Here is a 17,037-nt window from a genome sequence, read left to right on the forward strand (position 1 = left end):
GCCTAAAACACGACCGCCAACGTAAAAGCCTGTGCGGGTTATTCGTAGGGAAACAGCGTATCCAACTCGTGCTCAAACTTAGGCCAAAAACGCTTTTCCAATACCGCATCAACCTCCAGCGCAAGCCACTCGGGCTCGGCAAAGCTCTGACATTTAACCGCATCTTTACTGGTCATGACCACGGGTAAGCTCTGACGAAACTGAAAGTTATCGCGCGTAAACGTATGATGATCGCGATAAATATGACATTCAGACACTAAGCCTAGCTTGCTCAATGTAGCAAAAAAACGATCGGGATTACCTATGCCGGCCACGGCGTGAACGTGACTCCCTTGCGATAGGTGCTCCAGGGGCAACCGGCTTAAATCTTTTACCCGAAACCAATGCTTGGGTTCTAGGCGCATATTATAGTAGTGGCGCGGAAAGGTGGTGTCGCCCTCTAGCGAGGTTTGATTGACCACCACAAAATCAACACTGAGCAAGCGTGCCCGAGGCTCGCGCAACGGCCCTACCGGCAGGCAATGACCGTTGCCAAAGCCACGTTCCGCATCGATTACCGCGATTTCTAACGTGCGCCCTAAACGATAGTGCTGCAGCCCATCATCGCTTAACAATACATCGCATCCAGCACTTTTTAAGATACGTGCGGCAGCAACGCGGTCGGCATCGATACAGACGGCACAGCCGGTAGCTCGCCAGATGCTGAGTGGTTCATCCCCCGCTTCGCGAGCGCTGGATGACTCAGAGACGACATAGGGATACTGAGGCGCGGCAGAACCATAACCACGACTAATCACCCCGACTTTTAAACCCCGTGCCTGTAAGCGATTTACCAGCGCAATGATCAACGGCGTTTTACCCGTACCGCCGACACTGATGTTACCCACCACTATAACAGGCACGCCTACATTTACCTGACGCCAAAGCACAATAAAGGCGCGACGCAGGTAAGCCACTACGCGAAATAAACCTTCAAGCGGCAATAAAGCATATACCCAGCGTTTGTTGCCATACCAGGCCGAGGTCCATTTAGCATCGCGATCAGCGCTTTGCCCCATGGTTAACTACTCAGCCTCCGGGTGGCGCGTGGTGATACTCATGTTAGCAAAACCCAGCTGCCCGGCACTGTCCATTGCCCGCACCACATACTGATGAGGCGCATTAGCATCGGCGGTAATAATCAGCGCACGCGACGTATCACCCGCGCCAACCTCATTCAGCGCCGAGCGCAGTGTCGCGGCTTTATTATTGACGAGGCTCTGTCCGTTGACCGCGTATTCTCCGGCGGCGTTAATAATGATTTCCAACGGGTCATCGGCATTGCTGGCCGCTTCTCCAACGGCCTCAGGTAAATCAATTTCTAAATGCGTTTCTTTGGTAAAAGTAGTAGAAACCATAAAAAAGATCAGCAGCAAAAACACCACGTCAATCAGTGGCGTTAAGTTAATGCTGTCTTCTTCGCGGGCTTGACGACGAAATTGCACAGGCAGCCTCCGCTTACTTCTTTACTTTCACATCGACCCGACGATCGCTGTGCAAGGCATCGACCAACTTAATGGCCTCTTCTTCCATGGTAACCACGAGCGAATCGATACGACGTTGAAAGAAGCGGTGAAAAATCATTGCCGGAATAGCGACACACAAACCGGCCGCCGTGGTGATCAGTGCCTGCGAAATACCACCGGCCAACACTCCGGCATTGCCGGTGCCTTTAATCATAATGGCGTTAAACACTTCAATCATGCCAAAGACCGTGCCCAACAACCCCAGTAGCGGTGTGATGGCAGCAATGGTACCCAACACGCCAATAAAGCGCTCCATCTCGTGAATGACCTTGTTCGCGGCCTCCTGAATACTGTCTTTCATGACTTCGCGGCCATGCTTTGAGTTACTCAAACCCGCTGACAAAATCTCGCCCAGTGGTGAGGATTGTTTTAGTTCTTTTAATTTGGCCGCGTCCAGCTGGTTATTTTTAATCCAACCCCAAACCTGAGCCAACAAATGCCGCGGCGCAATTTTAGCCGGATTGAGACTCCAATAACGCTCAGCACTGATGGCCAATACAGCAATAGAACAAAGTACAAGCGGCAACATTAACCAGCCACCGGCAGCAATCACTTCAAACACAGGAGGTTTCCTCTTTATATGAACCCTTGGCGGGGCTACTTTTTGGGTGCCTACGCTGATTATGCCTAGGTTGTGGCACAATTTTAGTGGCTATTAAAAACGCTGTACACTACCACAGTTGCGCGCGTTAGGGTTAGCCGGCTTAGCGCTTATGTGACCTGTTGCCAAGGCTTATGGGTCACGCCAGGGTCGCCTCTGCTCGCGCCGCAAACGCTGCGCTTGCAAATTACCCGACGCGTCGCTCGTAAAGCTAACCGCGCCGTCGTAGGCGGTGTTAAATATGTCCGAACCCACCTCGCGGTAGCGCTGCAACACTTTTTCATGAGGGTGTCCATGACGATTATTAAAGCCGGCACTGAACACGACCGCACGTGGCGTAAGCGCGGCCACAAACTCGGCACTCGATGAGCTTTTACTGCCGTGGTGCGGCGCTATCAATACATCTAAGTGCGTTACTCCTATCGCCGCTAAATTCTCGATAAGCGCAGGCTCCATCGGCTGCTCTAGGTCACCCGGTAATAGCAACGTTTGATTGCGGTACCTTAAGAGCACAACACACGAGGCACTATTACCTTCTGAGCCTCTCTGGCCCGGCAGGCTTATCTGATTTACCTCTAGCTCACCCCAACGCCAGGATTGCGCGCGTGCACCAGTGTCATCGGGCGTGTGGCAGGAGCGCTGCTGAGGCCAACCATCACGAGCAATCGTTGATACAGGCTCGCCCAAATAGACCCGCGAGCTTGGCAGTAGCGATAACAGCCCAGCGGCACCGCCGGCATGATCCGCATGGGCGTGGGATACCACTAAAGCATCTATGCGCTTCACACTCTGCGACTGTAGCCATGGCGCGATGATATCGGCTCCGGCATCAAAACTGTCGCTGTAGTGGGGGCCGGTGTCGTACACCAACGTCTGCTCGGCGGCCCTCACCACCACAGCCAGGCCCTGCCCCACATCCATCACCGTTACCGCTAATTCGGGTGGCTGGGGCCTGGGGAGCAGCAATGCCATCAGCAAACAGGCGACACTAACACTACGCAAACCGAGCGCTTGGGGCAGCAACAAACCAAGGGCACTGAGAGCGACCAACCCGAGCGTCAGTGGCTGCGGCGACCAGGCGACACTGACTGGCCAGCCGTAATCTGCCTGCGCGCGAGCGAACCACTGCAGCCACCACCAGAGCCCGTCTAACGCTCGATCTGCCAGCCATAGTAAACCGCCCGCCAGCGAGGTATTAACCCAGCTGACAAGCGCAGCGGCAAAAATCAACGGTACAGCCAATAAACTTATCAGTGGGATCGCCACCACATTAGCCAGGGGAGACACCAGAGAAACCTGCCCAAAAAACACCCCTAAAGGCAACAATAGGGCAATAAAGACAACCAGCTGCGGTAGCCATACCCCCTGCCATCGGCTGACCGGTGCCAGAGCGCCGTCGTACACCAAGATCAAGGCCGCTACCGCTAAAAAGGAGAGCCAAAAGCCCGCATCGCGCAGGCTTAGCGGGTCGAGTGTGCAAACCACCAGGGCCGCCACCATTAATATCACACCGCCACCGCAATGCCTGGCGCTCAAGCGGCTCACGTACAGCATCAACAACATCGCCAGCGCCCGCTGGGTAGGCAGGCTGAACCCGGCCAGAGCACTGTAGCTCCAGGCGCAAAAAGCGGCGCAGGCAAAACCCAATAGATGTGCTCGCAAAGGAATCACAGCCGCCAATAATTTACCCAGCCCAAGCCCTAGCAAGTAACCCAGCGCCGCTGCCAGGCCGATATGCAGCCCGGAGATCGCAATTAAGTGGCTAGTACCGGTCACTTGCAATAACCGGCGCTGAGCTTCGGATAAACTGCTCCGTTCGCCCAACAGTAGTGCCGAGATCAAGGCATGGTTAACGGGGTTTTCGTGCTCCAACCACGCGACAAGCGCGGCGCCGGCACCGCGAGACTGCCCTTGGGCGACGAGCCTATTGTTTTTGTCCTGCCGAACATACCCCACGGCCCCGACGCCGCGGCGCAACTGCCACAATTTGTAATCAAAACCGCTGGGGTTAACAAAGCTGCGCGGGCGCTTTAGCCGCACGGTAAAGGCCACTGTATCGCCCGCGCCGAGGCTATAGGCCCAACCCGGCGGCCGGTACCAACTAATTTGTATTTTTTGAGGTAACGGCGAGCGCGCCTCAACCACAGGGGCTGGCTCCAGCAGCAGTCGCACCCGCCCGTCAAAGTGCTGAGGTGGCGTAGTGATTACCCCTTGCAGCGCAATATCTTCTCCCTCAAGAGAGGCGGGCAGCTGATTGTCGACCAAGACATGTAGCGTGTAGCTGCCCCAAGTGATCCCCACTGCAAACAGCGCAAACAACGCCCATACTGCGAGCCACTTGCGCCTACTGCGCCGATGCAACACCAGCCACCCAACCCATAAGCTCACAGCAACACCCATCACGGCGCCCATAGGAAGTAAGGCAGGTAAAAAACCTGGCAGCGTTATACCGGTAATTAACGCAAGAAGTGAGCGGTACATATCGTCCCTGTGTGGCAGTTCATCCTTGATTTATCTTATGCTTATCTGCCAGTGTAGCAGCCTGTAAAACTCAAAGAGCGACTTAAGCCCCCTTAGACGTGGTTAAGTCGGGCTTTTGTGGGCATAATATGCCCTCTTTCTTAGCAGTCGTAGTGTGACTATCCAGATGGCGCGTAAGATAATCAGACGTTTTTTACCCGACGCCACCACGGTAAAGGACAAGCCAGCTCTACAGTTTTTGGGTGATCTACTGCACGACCCCAACCTGTTTCATTTAAATCGGCACTCGGTGTCGCTGGCGTTTTTCTTTGGCATTTTTCTCGCGTTTTTGCCTCTGCCCGGGCAAATGGCGCTTGCCGCCCTATGCGCACTTTGGGTTCGCTGTAATCTGCCTATTACGATGACGCTGGTGTGGATTACTAACCCCTTAACCATCTCGCCGATATTTTTCGCGACTTACCAATTGGGCCGCTGGATACTGGAATCACCAAAAGTTACCGCGCCCACTGAGCTATCCTGGGCGTGGCTGGCGGAGGAGTTTGCGCTGGTCTGGAAACCATTACTGTTGGGCTCGGTACTAACAGGGTTTGTTTTTGGCGGGCTGGGTTACATCACCATGCAAATATTCTGGCGCTGGCACGTCACCCGCAGCTGGAACAAACGTCGCAAAGAACGTTTGAAACGCGCCGAATAAACAAGAATCTCTTTTCGCTACCCGGACGTCAACTCACATACCTTACTCGTGCCTTAGCGCCTCAGCGGGTGGTACACGGGCCGCGCGCCAGGCAGGATAAATACTAGCGACAAAACTCAATACCAACGCTGCACTGGCAATGTACACCAAATCACTGAATAACAATTGGGCGGGCAAATAGCTCACCGGATATACGTCCGAATGTAAGAACTGAAAACCTATTAACCGCTCGAGCCCGGCCACAGCAGCCGTAACCGAATAAGAAAAAACAACCCCGAGCAATACCCCGATAAACGTACCGGTGATCCCGATATAGCCGCCCTGAATCAAGAAAATACCTATAATCTCGGCACTGGTCGCGCCCTGAGTGCGCAAAATAGCAATATCCCCTTCTTTATCCACTACCACCATTATCAGGGTGGTTACCAGGTTAAAGGCTGCAATGCCAATCAGCAGTAACAAAAGTAGCGCCACCAGCTTTTTCGACATATGTATCGCTTGATACAAATTACCGTGGCTACGCGTCCAATCCCGACCATAAATGCCCGAGGGCAATGAGGCTGTAATTTCGTACATGGTGGTGGGCGCTCGAAACAAATCTTGCAACTTCAACCGCACACCACTCACTCGCCCGGGGTACGCGGTTAAGTTAGAGGCGGCCGTTAAGTTCATAAGTGCCAAATTGTTATCAATCTCGGTGCCGGTAACCAGTATATCAATCACCTCTAGAGCCCAGATACTGGGGCTACTTCGGCCATCGCCGGCGCGGGGAATAATCAGCGAGAGTTTATCGCCTACCCCGGCCCCAAGGCTTTCGGCTAAGGTACTGCCCACAATAACCCCGTGGGTATTATCGCTAAGCTCAGCCAGGCGGCCTTCACTAAGGTATTGATCAACCCCCGATGCTTTGACCTCAAGCTCGGGCACCACACCAAACACACCGGCCGGCGCCACGCGTTTACCTTTTGCTAATAAGCCCTGCACGCTCACAAACGGCGCCGCAGCCAGAACTTCGGGGTGTTGCATCGCCTGCTGCATCAGTTGGCTAGGTTCGGCAATTCCCTCACGACTGTAAAGTGTGCCCTGGGGCATCACCTGCAAAATGCGCTCGCGCAACTCGCGATCAAAGCCGTTCATGATCGCCATCACTAAAATAAGCAGCGCCACCGAGATAACCAGCCCAATCACCGACATCCGGGAGATAAAGCTCACCAGATGACTGCCCTGACGCGACGTCGCGTAGCGCCGCCCCAAAGTTAACGTAAAACGATTAAACACCCGTCGGCCCCTGAGCGTTGTATTCGCTAAGCTGGCCGTCAGCCAGCGTTAAGGTGCGATCCATTTTACTGGCCAGTGTCAAATCGTGCGTCACCACCACAAAACTGGTTCCGATGCGCTGATTTAAATCCAGCATAAGCGCCTGAATGTCCGCGGCTGAATGCGCATCCAAATTACCGGTAGGCTCATCCATCAGCACACAGGCGGGCTCGGTAACCAGCGCCCGGGCAATAGCCACTCGCTGACGCTCGCCGCCTGAAAGCTCCGACGGCTTGTGACTGGTGCGCGATGCGAGACCGACTTGCGCCAGCATCTCCCGGGCCCGAGCATTTGCTGTGGCGCTATCGAGCTTGCCAATTAACAGTGGCATAGCGACATTTTCTAAGGCGGTAAACTCGGCCAACAAGTGATGAAACTGATAGACGAACCCCAGTGAGCGGTTGCGTAATTTACCCCGGCCATCGGCACTTAAACGCGACAGCGCTTGCCCGGCAACCGTCACCTCCCCCGAGTCCGCCAAATCTAAACCGCCCAATATATTAAGCAGTGTGGACTTACCTGAGCCAGACGCACCGATAATAGCCACCCGCTCGCCCGGCATCACTTGTAACTCAATATCGCGCAGCACGCTGATCGCTTGGGGCCCCTGAGTGTAAGCCTTAGTAACAGCCTGGCATTGCAACACAGCCGCCGGGGGAGATGGGTTATTCATAGCGCAGGGCCTCTGCAGGTTGGATTCGAGCGGCCCGCCAAGCGGGATAAAGCGTTGCCAGTAAACTTAACAACAGCGCCAGCGAGCAGATCATGCCGACATCGGACCATTGCAAATGTGAAGGCAGATGACTAATAAAGTAAATGTTGGCATCAAACACCTGCCGCCCGGTGAGTGACTCAAAAAAGGCGACAATGGGGCTAATGTAAAGGGCTAAGAGAATACCGCTAATAGCCCCCACCGCGGTGCCAATAACGCCAACGCCACAACCCTGCACAATAAAAATACCCATAATTTGACGGGCATTTAAGCCTAGCGTGCGCAGCACGGCGATATCAGAGCGTTTATCAGCCACCATAAGCACTAAGCTCGAAACAATATTAAAAGCGGCGACGGCAATGATGATGCTAAGTAACACCCCAATGACGACCTTTTCCATCTTAACCGCCTGAAACAAGCTGCCTTGAGTTTGGCTCCAGTCCCGCCACTGGTAATCGTCCCCCAATGTTTGACGCAGCCGGCTGGTAATGGCGCCCGCCTCATAGATATCGCTAAATTTTAATTGCAGCCCCATAGGTGCCTGAATGCGGTATAGCTTTTCAGCATCGCGTATATGAATGAGTGCCAGCTCCTGATCCACCGGCGCGTTCACCTCAAACACACCCACCACGGTAAAGCGTTTTACTCTAGGGTAGACACCTGCCGGGGTAATGGAAATTTCAGGCAGCGTTAAAGTCAGTTTATCGCCAGTGATCACCCGTAACTGCCGAGCCAAAACCGCCCCCAAAACAATGCCAAACTGGCCGGCCTGCAAATCTGCCAACTCGCCAACCAGCATATTATCAACCACCGCCGATACGCCGCCTTGTAGCTCGGGATCTACACCGGAAACCTGAACCCCCTGAACCTGTGACTGAAAGCCCGCCAGCGCAAAACCTTCCACAAATGGTGCAGCGGCCAAAATATCGGTATTGCTTAAGAGCTGCTCCCGAAGCACTGGCCAGTTTTTCATGGAGGGCTCTTGGGTAACAAAACCGTGGGGGATGACTCGTAACAAACGCTGCTTCATTTCGCGGTCAAAGCCGTTCATCACCGACATTACGACAATAAGCGCCATCACACCCAACGCCATTCCCAGCAGCGAAAAGCCACTGACAAACGAGATAAACTGATTGCGGCGTTTAGCACGGATATACCGTAAACCAATGGCCAGAGGGATGATTTTTAACATCTGCGCATTTAACCCCAATGCCCTGTGGACTACAAGAGCGGCGACGAAGCATCGCCCTTAGGCAATACACGTGAGCCACGAAAACCATGCCTAGTGCTGTCAAAAGGCGGGTGTGGTATTGTTGGCTAATAACAGCTAAACCTTCTTTTGAGGTTCGGGAGTACTATGGACGAACGACGAGGTTACTTTCGCCTAACGGTAAGCTCCAACGTAGAGCTCAATGTACTAGCACGGCGGCCAGAGGCAAACGCCGACGCCTCATCGCACTTTACCGCCAGCCCTATATTACACACGATGGCCGAACTCAAACGGCTGGATTTAGATGGCAGTCAACTGCAACAACAAATCAAAGATTCCGACCGGGCTTTGGGCGACTACTTAAGCATCCTCACCCGTAAAATCGATACACTGGCACAGTTTTGCTTAAACAGCCAAATTGCGGAGCGAAACACCAGCCAGAGCATCGAGCTTAGTGAGGGCGGAATCCAGTTTACTCACCCCACACCCTTGGCCGAACAACAGTGGCTCGCATTAATGCTGAGCTTTGACACGCCGTTAATGGCCATCGCCCTGCACGCGCAGGTTATTCGATGTGAACCGGATCGCGGTAATGGCTGCCAGATTACGGCAGAATTTACCTATATGAATGCGGCCGAGCGACAACAAATAAGCCAGCACATTATGCGGGCACAAATGGCCTCGGCACGGCAAAAACCACAACAACCGACACCTTAAACCGACGCGGCACCCTATTTAGGACCTTCCATGAAATTTGCTATCGCCACATTGCTAGTGCTCTTCGCTTTTCAGTCACATGCCGAAACGGTACGCATCCCAGTTGGGCAGCAGGAAAAATCGGGAGAGTTCATTTCTACACCCACTACAGGCACCACCAAAGCCCACGTAAAAACCAAGTACGGCGAACCCATGACACAGCAAGGGCCGGTTGGCGAGCCACCCATTTACACCTGGACCTACAGCGACTTTGTTGTTTACTTTGAGAGTGACCGCGTAGTGCATTCAGTGATCAAGTTTACCCCCAAGGTAACGGGCGCCGGCTCCACACCATAAAGTCGGCAGCACCTTAAAAAGGTGCCTGTGCAGCCTACCATCAAAAAAAGGCCACCTAACGAGGTGGCCTTTTTTATGACAGAGATACGTGTCGTTACTGACGATTGATCCGATTAGTACCGTCAAGCGCTGCCAATCGATACGCCTCAGCCATAGTGGGATAGTTGAACGTGGTGTTTAAAAAGAAACTGATATTGTTGTTCTCGCCCGGCTGACTCATGATCGCTTGCCCGATGTGAATAATCTCGGCGGCTTCGGCACCAAAACAATGTACACCCAGCAACGCACCCGTATCGACGTGAAACAGCAACTTCAGCATCCCCACATCTTCGCCACTAATTTGCCCACGTGCGGTATTTTTAAACAGGCAGCGGCCAACCTCGTACGGAATGCGTGCCTCAGTTAGCTCGCGCTCTGTTTTACCCACCGAGCTAATCTCGGGCAAGGTATAAATGCCGGTAGGGACTTCACTCACATCATTCGCCGGCTCGCCCAAGATCACCGCTGCCAGAGCCCGCCCCTGATCGTAAGAGGCACTGGCAAGACTCGGCCAGCCAACCACATCACCTACCGCGTAAACATTCTCAACATCGGTTTGGTACTGTTCATTAACAGTAAGATTACCGCGGTGATCAGGCGCCAGATCAATGGCGTCAAGATTAAGCTGATCGGTATTACCACTGCGGCCATTACACCAGAGTAAGGCATCAGCTTTAATGCGTTTACCCGACTGCAAATAAAGTGTCACCCCGCGATCAGTCGCTTCGATCTTCTCGTAGGTCTCGCTGTGGCGAACCCGCACACCATTATCTCGCAAGTGATAACTCAACGCGTCGGAGATCTCATCATCCAAAAACGATAACAACCTGTCGCGACTATTAATCAAATCAACCTTTACGCCCAGGCCCGAAAAGATCGATGCGTATTCACAACCGATAACGCCGGCGCCATAAATTAAGATATGGCGCGGGGTGTGTTTCATCTCCAGTATCGAGTCAGAGTCGTAAATACGCGGGTGAGTAAAGTCTACATCAGCCGGTTGATAGGGGCGTGAGCCGGTGGCAATAATAAAATGTTCGGCTCGGATGGTTTCAGTAGAGCCTTCGCTAAACTTCACTTCGACAGTATTGGCGTCCAAGAAGGAGGCGAAGCCCGAAAACACCGCCACCCGATTGCGCACGTAAAAATCGGTGTGTAACTCCACCTGCTTTGGGATAACTTGGTTTGCCGCCGCCAGCACCCGCGGGTAGGTGATACGCCAACTCTCGCCGTTTTCACGAAATAGGTTACTGGTTTTGAACTGAATGATCTGCTTAACCGCATGCCGCAAAGACTTAGAAGGAATAGTCCCTTTATGAGCACAGTTTCCTCCAACCAAGCCCCGGCCCTCGATAACCGCTACCCTTTTGCCCGCTTTAGCCGATGCCATAGCAGCACTTTCGCCCGCCGGCCCAGAACCAATAATTACTACGTCGTATGTATATGTCGCCACAATAAGCCCCCACTTCCCTACTTCGCATGATGTACTCGGCAACAGTTGCCAAGTACATCCTACAGGTTAATCACGCGGCTTTTTGGCCGTCGCATCTACAGCTAAATCTGTCGCAGTCGTAGAGCTTACGCCGTTTTTAAGGCTTTCGCACTTTTGTTCGTCGCCACCGCACAGCTCACAACTGTAATCTTTTTCCCCCAGCGCTTTACCCACACCACCACAAGAGCCGGTCAAGGGCTTACGCCCGCAAATCACACCCACAGACATGCCAACCACTACGGTAAGCATTACCAATAAAACCACTAAAAATACTGCCATCGTTGTACCCTCCTGTGCTGCAGCTGCTAAGCGCTACTGCAACAACTGTGAAAACGTAACCGATTGAGTGTCGGTAAAGCCGTCGCCTTCTTTGACAATCATGTACACGGCGAGTTGCTCGGCGTTGGCCAGCGCCATACCCTTTTCCGGGCCCAGTACATTCAACGCCGTTGCCCAGGCATCGGCGCGGGCTGCGGTCTCAGCCACTACCGTCACCGACGCTAGGTTATGCCTAATTGGCCGACCGGTCGTGGGATCAATAGTATGCGAGTAACGCACACCGTCGACTTCAAAATAGTTGCGGTAATCTCCCGAGGTCGCCACCGCATGATTATCGATATTGAGGGCGAGCCTGGCGCCTCCGGCCAGCACCGACGGTTGCTCGATGGCAATGCGCCAGGGCGTACTGCGCGGGCTATCACCAATCACTCGCACTTCACCCCCTATCTCGACCATAAAGTTGTGAAAGCCACGATTGACTAAAAAATCAACTAACTGGTCGACACCATATCCCTTCGCAACGGCCGACAAATCGACACTTATATTGTTGGTGCGCCGAGCCCGGTTAACATCAAGCTGCAAAAATGTGTGGCCAGTACGCGCCAAAGCGGCCGCCAAAGCCTCATCATCCGGGACTTGCTCGGGCTGCATTTCGGGCCCAAATCCCCAAAGATTAACCAGCGGGCCTACCGTAATATCAAACGCCCCGCGAGAGCGCTGACTGATGTCTTCACTGATGGTCAAGACTTCCATAACGGGCTCTGAGAGCTCTACCCACTCATTCACTGGGGCGCGATTGAATTGCATCAGCTCGGAGTCATCAATGTAAGTCGACATCATCTGGTTAATCTCTACCAGTTGCTCTTCGACAGCCTCCTGCAAAGCCTCCACGTTAATATCAAAGTCACCGGACTCCGGCCCCACCACGGTAATATGATAATGCGTGCCCATGGTGCCGCCCGAAAACTTTACGTTCGGACGCTCTGTACCACTGGGCGAGCAACCACTTATTAGCAGACACAAAAACAAAAAAGAGGCTGACAGAAATGTCAGCCTCTTTTTTATTATCATTATGTCAGGCATTGGTATGTTGCGTTTACCCACCAAAGTCATCCAGCATAATGTTTTCATCTTCAACGCCCAAATCATGTAGCAACTTAATAACCGCTGCGTTCATCATTGGCGGCCCACACATGTAGAACTCACAATCCTCTGGAGCGGGGTGGTCTTTTAGGTACTCTTCATACAATACGTTATGAATAAACCCAGTCAAACCTTCCCAGTTATCTTCTGGCTGCGGGTCCGACATGGCAACGTGCCAAGTGAAGTTGTCGTTCTCCTCGGCAAGCATGTCGTATTCATCCTGGTAAAACAGCTCTTTTAGAGAACGCGCCCCGTACCAGAAAGAGATCTTACGCTTAGAGTTAAGACGCTTAAGCTGGTCAAAAATGTGCGAGCGCATTGGCGCCATACCGGCACCACCACCCACAAACACCATCTCAGCCTCGGTATCTTTAGCAAAGAACTCACCAAAGGGGCCAAACACTGTGATTTTGTCACCCGGCTTTAAATTAAAGACATACGAGGACATGATGCCTGGCTGAATGTCTTTAGAGCCCGGAGGCGGTGTCGCAATACGGATATTAAACTTAACCAGACCACGCTCTTCCGGATAGTTCGCCATCGAGTAAGCGCGCTGCACAGGCTCGGCATTTTTGGTTTCTAAGTTAAAGAATCCAAAGCGCTCCCAGTCAGCACGGAACTGCTCTTCGATATCAAAATCAGAGAACTTAATATGATACGCGGGACACTCAAGCTGTACATAGCCGCCAGCGCGGAAATCTACGTTCTCCCCCTCGGGCAGCTTTAAGGTTAGCTCTTTAATAAAGGTTGCCACATTGGGGTTCGACTCAACGGTACACTCCCACTGCTTAACACCAAATACGTCTTCCGGTACCTCTACGACCATATCCTGTTTAACCGGAGTTTGACAGGATAAACGCCAGCCTTCTGCCGCTTGACGCTTGGTAAAATGGCTCTCTTCGGTCGGCAGCATAGAGCCACCGCCATCCGATACAACACAGGCACACTGCGCACAAGTGCCGCCACCGCCACAGGCCGACGGCAAGAACAAGCCCGCTCCAGACAGCGTCTGCAACAGTTTGCCACCCGCAGGAACAGTGAGTTTTTTCTCGCCGTTGATATCGATGGTGACATCACCGCTCGATACCAACTTTGCACGCGCGCTCAAAATCACAACCACCAACACAAGCACGATGATCGTGAACATGGCTACGCCAAGTATAATTTCGTTCATGTGAATCCTCGCTGATTACAGATCAATGCCGCCGAATGACATAAAGCCAAGCGACATTAAGCCCACGGTAATAAAAGTAATACCCAGGCCGCGAAGCCCTTCGGGCACATCACTGTACTTCATCTTTTCACGGATACCGGCCAGCGCGGTAATGGCTAACGCCCAACCCACACCAGAGCCAACACCAAATACAACACTCTCGCCAAAGTTGTAATCGCGCTCCACCATAAACAGCGAGCCACCTAAAATGGCACAGTTTACGGTAATAAGAGGCAAGAACACGCCCAGCGCGTTGTAAAGAGCGGGCACATATTTATCCAGCACCATTTCAAGGATCTGCACCAGAGCGGCGATAACACCGATGTAAGAAATAAGCCCCAAGAAGCTTAAGTTAACATCGGGCAAGCCGGCCCAGGCCAGTGCACCATCAGCCAGTACGTAGGTGTACAACAAGTTGTTCACCGGTACAGTGATGGTTTGCACCACAATTACCGCAATACCCAAACCAAACGCCGCACCAATTTTTTTCGATACAGCCAGCAAGGTACACATACCCAGGAAGAACGCCAGGGCCATGTTGTCGATAAAAATCGACCGAACAAATAAGCTCAAATACGCTTCCATGATCAGGCCTCCTTCGCTAGCGGCTTGGTGTTAGGCGCAATTTTATAATCGGGCTGCTCTATTTGGTCTTTCTTCCACACACGGATCGCCCAGATAAACAAGCCAATCAGGAAGAACGCACTAGGCGGCAACAGCAACAAGCCGTTTGGAATGTACCAACCGCCTTCGGTGGCAAGTGGCAACACCTGTGTACCAAACAAGCTACCGGTACCAAACAGCTCGCGAATAAACGCCAAGCCCAACAACATAGCGCTGTAGCCCAAGCCATTACCCACACCATCCAAAAAGCTTGGCAGCGGAGGGTTTTTCATGGCGAATGCTTCGGCACGGCCCATCACGATACAGTTGGTGATAATCAAACCAACAAACACAGAGAGCTGCTTACTGATTTCAAACGCGTACGCTTTTAGCACCTGGTCAACCACAATTACCAGCGAGGCAATAATAGTCATCTGAATAATGATACGAATACTGCCCGGGGCATGATTACGTACCAAGGAAACAAACAGGTTTGAAAAGGCCACAACCGAGGTCAGTGCAATACACATAACCACGGTAACAGCCAAGCTGCTCGTAACCGCCAGTGCCGAACAAATACCCAAAATCTGCAATGCAATCGGGTTATTGGAGAAAATCGGCGCAAATAAGAGTTCTTTGACTTTCATGATCTTAGGCCTCCCCGTTCTTTAGGTTGGTCAGAAAAGGCTTATAGCCATCTTCGCCCAGCCAAAAATGAACCAGATTCGCCACGCCACGGCTGGTCAGGGTTGCACCTGACAAACCATCAACCTGGTGATCTGCATTTTGAGACTGCGGGTCAACTTTGCCTTTTACAACCGTCAGCTCAACTTCGCCGTCATTGTCGTAAACTTCTTTGCCTTCCCACTGAGCTTTCCACGATGGGTTATCCACTTCACCGCCAAGCCCCGGCGTTTCACCGTGCTCATAAAAGCCAAAGCCTTTAACGGTGTTTAAATCAGACTCCAGCGCCAAAAAGCCGTACAAGGTTGACCAAAGGCCATAGCCACGCACGGGTAACACCAACGTTTCCAGACCTGAATCACCTTCAATTAAGTACACCACGGCGTACTCTTCACGGCGAGAGATTTTCGCGATGTCTTCATCGGGGCTCAAATCGATAGAACGAGCCGGATCTTTACTGGCTTTACGCTGATCATAATTAGCCGGGTCAACGGCATCGGTGAACTTGCCAGACGCCAAATCAACCACTTGTGTGGTCACGCGCTCTTCAAACAAGCTCTCGATGCTCGCTTTATCCGATTTCTCGAGCAGGCCGGCAGCAGCCAAAATATTACGCTTAAAGTCCAGCGATTTATTGACTTCCTGCACCGGGCGCAAAAGTACGGCTGCTGTGGACACTACCACCGAGCAGACAATACACAGCAACAGCGTTACCGTGATTGTTTTCTTAATGGAATCATTACTAGCCACGTGCCAACCTCCGCTTGATATTTGCACGAACTACGAGGTAATCAATCAGCGGGGCAAACAAGTTAGCAAACAAAATCGCCAACATCATACCTTCCGGGAAGGCTGGGTTTACCACACGAATAATAATCACCATAAAGCCAATCAAAGCACCAAACCAGTACTTACCGGTATCGGTCATAGAGGCAGAAACCGGGTCGGTCGCCATAAAGATCATGCCGAACGCAAAACCACCCACAACCATATGCCAGTACCAGGGCATTGCCATGGAGGGGTTTGAACTTGCATCCCCGGTTAAGTTAAACAATAAACTGGTTGCAATCATACCGAGCATAACGCCGGCCACAATACGCCACGAGGCAATCCCCATTACCAGCAGCACAGCACCACCGATAAAAATAGCCAGGGTTGAGGTTTCACCGATACTGCCCTGCATAAAGCCTAAGAAGGCGTCCATCCAGCTCAATTGTGCCTCAAGCGCTTCGACGCCATTTTGCGCAACTACAGACAGCGCGGTTGCACCGGTGTAGCCATCAACAGCGGTCCAGACGGTATCACCAGACATGCTGGCCGGGTAGGCGAAGAACAAAAATGCACGGCCTGTCAGAGCCGGATTTAAGAAGTTTTTACCTGTGCCCCCAAACACCTCTTTGCCCAGCACCACACCAAAGCTGATACCGAGTGCAGCATACAGCAGCGGCAAATCGGGCGGACAAATCAAGGCAAACAGTACCGAGGTAACAAAGAAGCCTTCGTTAACTTCGTGACCCCGCACCATGGCAAACAGTACTTCCCAAAAGCCACCCACAATAAAGACAACAGCGTAGATAGGCAGAAAGTAAGCGGCGCCGTGAACCAGGCAGTCCCAAATGCTATTGGGGTCAAAGCCGGCAATCGATGAGATCAGCGCGATGCGCCAACCCTCGGCACCTGCCATGCCCATATCGGCCAGAATAACATTGGCGTTATGGCCGACGTTATACATACCAAAGAACATTGCGGGGAAGGTACACATCCACACAGTGATCATAATACGCTTCAGGTCGATACCGTCACGCACGTGAGATGTGGTTTTAGCCACGTCCGCCGGACGGTAAAAAATAGTATCGACGGCTTCATACAGCGCGTACCATTTTTCGTGCTTACCACCTTTATGAAAGTTGGGCTCGATTTTATCGAGGAAATTACGCAGTGCTTTCATGTC

Annotated in this window: 18 protein-coding genes; 3 read left to right on the forward strand and 15 right to left on the reverse strand. The window is 52.4% G+C overall.

Features of this window, described 5'->3' with window-relative positions; all coding sequences use genetic code 11:
- Positions 1–38 precede the first annotated feature (38 nt).
- From lpxK to SD69_RS12230, 4 genes are all read right to left on the reverse strand, one after another.
- Positions 39–1,058 carry a tetraacyldisaccharide 4'-kinase gene (gene lpxK / locus SD69_RS12215; protein ID WP_041523443.1) on the reverse strand — a complete coding sequence of 340 codons (1,020 nt, stop codon included), beginning with the start codon at positions 1,056–1,058 and terminating at the stop codon, positions 39–41.
- A gap of 6 nt (positions 1,059–1,064) precedes the next feature.
- Complete coding sequence (locus SD69_RS12220; protein ID WP_041523444.1) at positions 1,065–1,484, reverse strand: ExbD/TolR family protein; 420 nt, start codon at positions 1,482–1,484, stop codon at positions 1,065–1,067.
- A 13-nt stretch (positions 1,485–1,497) separates the two neighbouring features.
- Complete coding sequence (locus tag SD69_RS12225) at positions 1,498–2,127, reverse strand: MotA/TolQ/ExbB proton channel family protein (protein WP_041523445.1); 630 nt, start codon at positions 2,125–2,127, stop codon at positions 1,498–1,500.
- Between the two features lie 171 nt (positions 2,128–2,298).
- On the reverse strand, positions 2,299–4,647 hold the full coding sequence (locus tag SD69_RS12230; protein WP_041523446.1) for a DNA internalization-related competence protein ComEC/Rec2: 2,349 nt from the start codon (positions 4,645–4,647) through the stop codon (positions 2,299–2,301).
- Positions 4,648–4,813: 166 nt separating this feature from the next.
- On the opposite strand from SD69_RS12230, the gene SD69_RS12235 reads away from it, so the two are divergent.
- A complete protein-coding gene (locus SD69_RS12235; protein ID WP_041523447.1) occupies positions 4,814–5,341 on the forward strand; it encodes a DUF2062 domain-containing protein in 528 nt (175 codons plus the stop codon).
- Positions 5,342–5,383: 42 nt separating this feature from the next.
- Here the strand turns inward: SD69_RS12235 and SD69_RS12240 are convergent, their stop codons facing one another.
- Genes SD69_RS12240 through SD69_RS12250 form a run of 3 tightly spaced genes read right to left on the reverse strand, consistent with a single transcriptional unit; the run spans position 5,384 to position 8,562 of the window.
- A complete protein-coding gene (locus tag SD69_RS12240) occupies positions 5,384–6,619 on the reverse strand; it encodes a lipoprotein-releasing ABC transporter permease subunit (RefSeq protein WP_041523448.1) in 1,236 nt (411 codons plus the stop codon).
- The gene (lolD, locus tag SD69_RS12245) at positions 6,612–7,331 is read right to left on the reverse strand and encodes a lipoprotein-releasing ABC transporter ATP-binding protein LolD (RefSeq protein ID WP_041523449.1); all 720 of its coding nucleotides are present in this window, start codon (positions 7,329–7,331) and stop codon (positions 6,612–6,614) included. Before lolD ends, SD69_RS12240 begins: the two co-directional genes overlap by 8 nt.
- Positions 7,324–8,562 carry a lipoprotein-releasing ABC transporter permease subunit gene (locus SD69_RS12250; protein ID WP_041523450.1) on the reverse strand — a complete coding sequence of 413 codons (1,239 nt, stop codon included), beginning with the start codon at positions 8,560–8,562 and terminating at the stop codon, positions 7,324–7,326. The genes lolD and SD69_RS12250 overlap by 8 nt, the downstream gene beginning before the upstream one ends.
- A 165-nt stretch (positions 8,563–8,727) precedes the next feature.
- On the opposite strand from SD69_RS12250, the gene SD69_RS18150 reads away from it, so the two are divergent.
- On the forward strand, positions 8,728–9,297 hold the full coding sequence (locus SD69_RS18150) for a PilZ domain-containing protein (RefSeq protein WP_052481120.1): 570 nt from the start codon (positions 8,728–8,730) through the stop codon (positions 9,295–9,297).
- Positions 9,298–9,327: 30 nt separating this feature from the next.
- Positions 9,328–9,633: a hypothetical protein gene (locus tag SD69_RS12260; RefSeq protein WP_041523451.1), complete on the forward strand. Its 306-nt coding sequence runs from the start codon at positions 9,328–9,330 to the stop codon at positions 9,631–9,633.
- A 94-nt stretch (positions 9,634–9,727) separates the two neighbouring features.
- Here SD69_RS12260 and sthA read toward each other — a convergent pair whose 3' ends face one another.
- The 8 genes from sthA to SD69_RS12300 all read right to left on the reverse strand — a co-directional run bounded on the left by sthA (position 9,728) and on the right by SD69_RS12300 (position 17,034).
- Positions 9,728–11,125, reverse strand: coding sequence for a Si-specific NAD(P)(+) transhydrogenase (gene sthA / locus SD69_RS12265; RefSeq protein ID WP_041523452.1), 1,398 nt, complete (start codon positions 11,123–11,125; stop codon positions 9,728–9,730).
- A 66-nt stretch (positions 11,126–11,191) separates the two neighbouring features.
- Positions 11,192–11,443, reverse strand: a complete 252-nt coding sequence (gene nqrM / locus SD69_RS12270; protein WP_041523453.1) for a (Na+)-NQR maturation NqrM — start codon at positions 11,441–11,443, stop codon at positions 11,192–11,194.
- A 33-nt stretch (positions 11,444–11,476) separates the two neighbouring features.
- A complete protein-coding gene (locus SD69_RS12275) occupies positions 11,477–12,394 on the reverse strand; it encodes an FAD:protein FMN transferase (RefSeq protein WP_232301189.1) in 918 nt (305 codons plus the stop codon).
- 145 nt (positions 12,395–12,539) lie between these two features.
- On the reverse strand, positions 12,540–13,760 hold the full coding sequence (gene nqrF / locus SD69_RS12280) for an NADH:ubiquinone reductase (Na(+)-transporting) subunit F (protein ID WP_041523455.1): 1,221 nt from the start codon (positions 13,758–13,760) through the stop codon (positions 12,540–12,542).
- A gap of 15 nt (positions 13,761–13,775) precedes the next feature.
- Positions 13,776–14,384 (reverse strand): NADH:ubiquinone reductase (Na(+)-transporting) subunit E, encoded by a 609-nt coding sequence (nqrE, locus tag SD69_RS12285; RefSeq protein ID WP_041523456.1) that lies wholly within the window; start codon positions 14,382–14,384, stop codon positions 13,776–13,778.
- Between the two features lie 2 nt (positions 14,385–14,386).
- On the reverse strand, positions 14,387–15,049 hold the full coding sequence (locus tag SD69_RS12290; RefSeq protein WP_041523457.1) for an NADH:ubiquinone reductase (Na(+)-transporting) subunit D: 663 nt from the start codon (positions 15,047–15,049) through the stop codon (positions 14,387–14,389).
- A 4-nt stretch (positions 15,050–15,053) separates the two neighbouring features.
- A complete protein-coding gene (locus SD69_RS12295) occupies positions 15,054–15,836 on the reverse strand; it encodes a Na(+)-translocating NADH-quinone reductase subunit C (RefSeq protein ID WP_041523458.1) in 783 nt (260 codons plus the stop codon).
- Positions 15,829–17,034, reverse strand: a complete 1,206-nt coding sequence (locus tag SD69_RS12300; protein WP_041523459.1) for an NADH:ubiquinone reductase (Na(+)-transporting) subunit B — start codon at positions 17,032–17,034, stop codon at positions 15,829–15,831. The genes SD69_RS12295 and SD69_RS12300 overlap by 8 nt, the downstream gene beginning before the upstream one ends.
- Between the last annotated feature and the right edge of the window lie 3 nt (positions 17,035–17,037).

The sequence above is a fragment of the Gilvimarinus agarilyticus genome (assembly GCF_000832015.1).
GTDB lineage: Bacteria > Pseudomonadota > Gammaproteobacteria > Pseudomonadales > Cellvibrionaceae > Gilvimarinus > Gilvimarinus agarilyticus.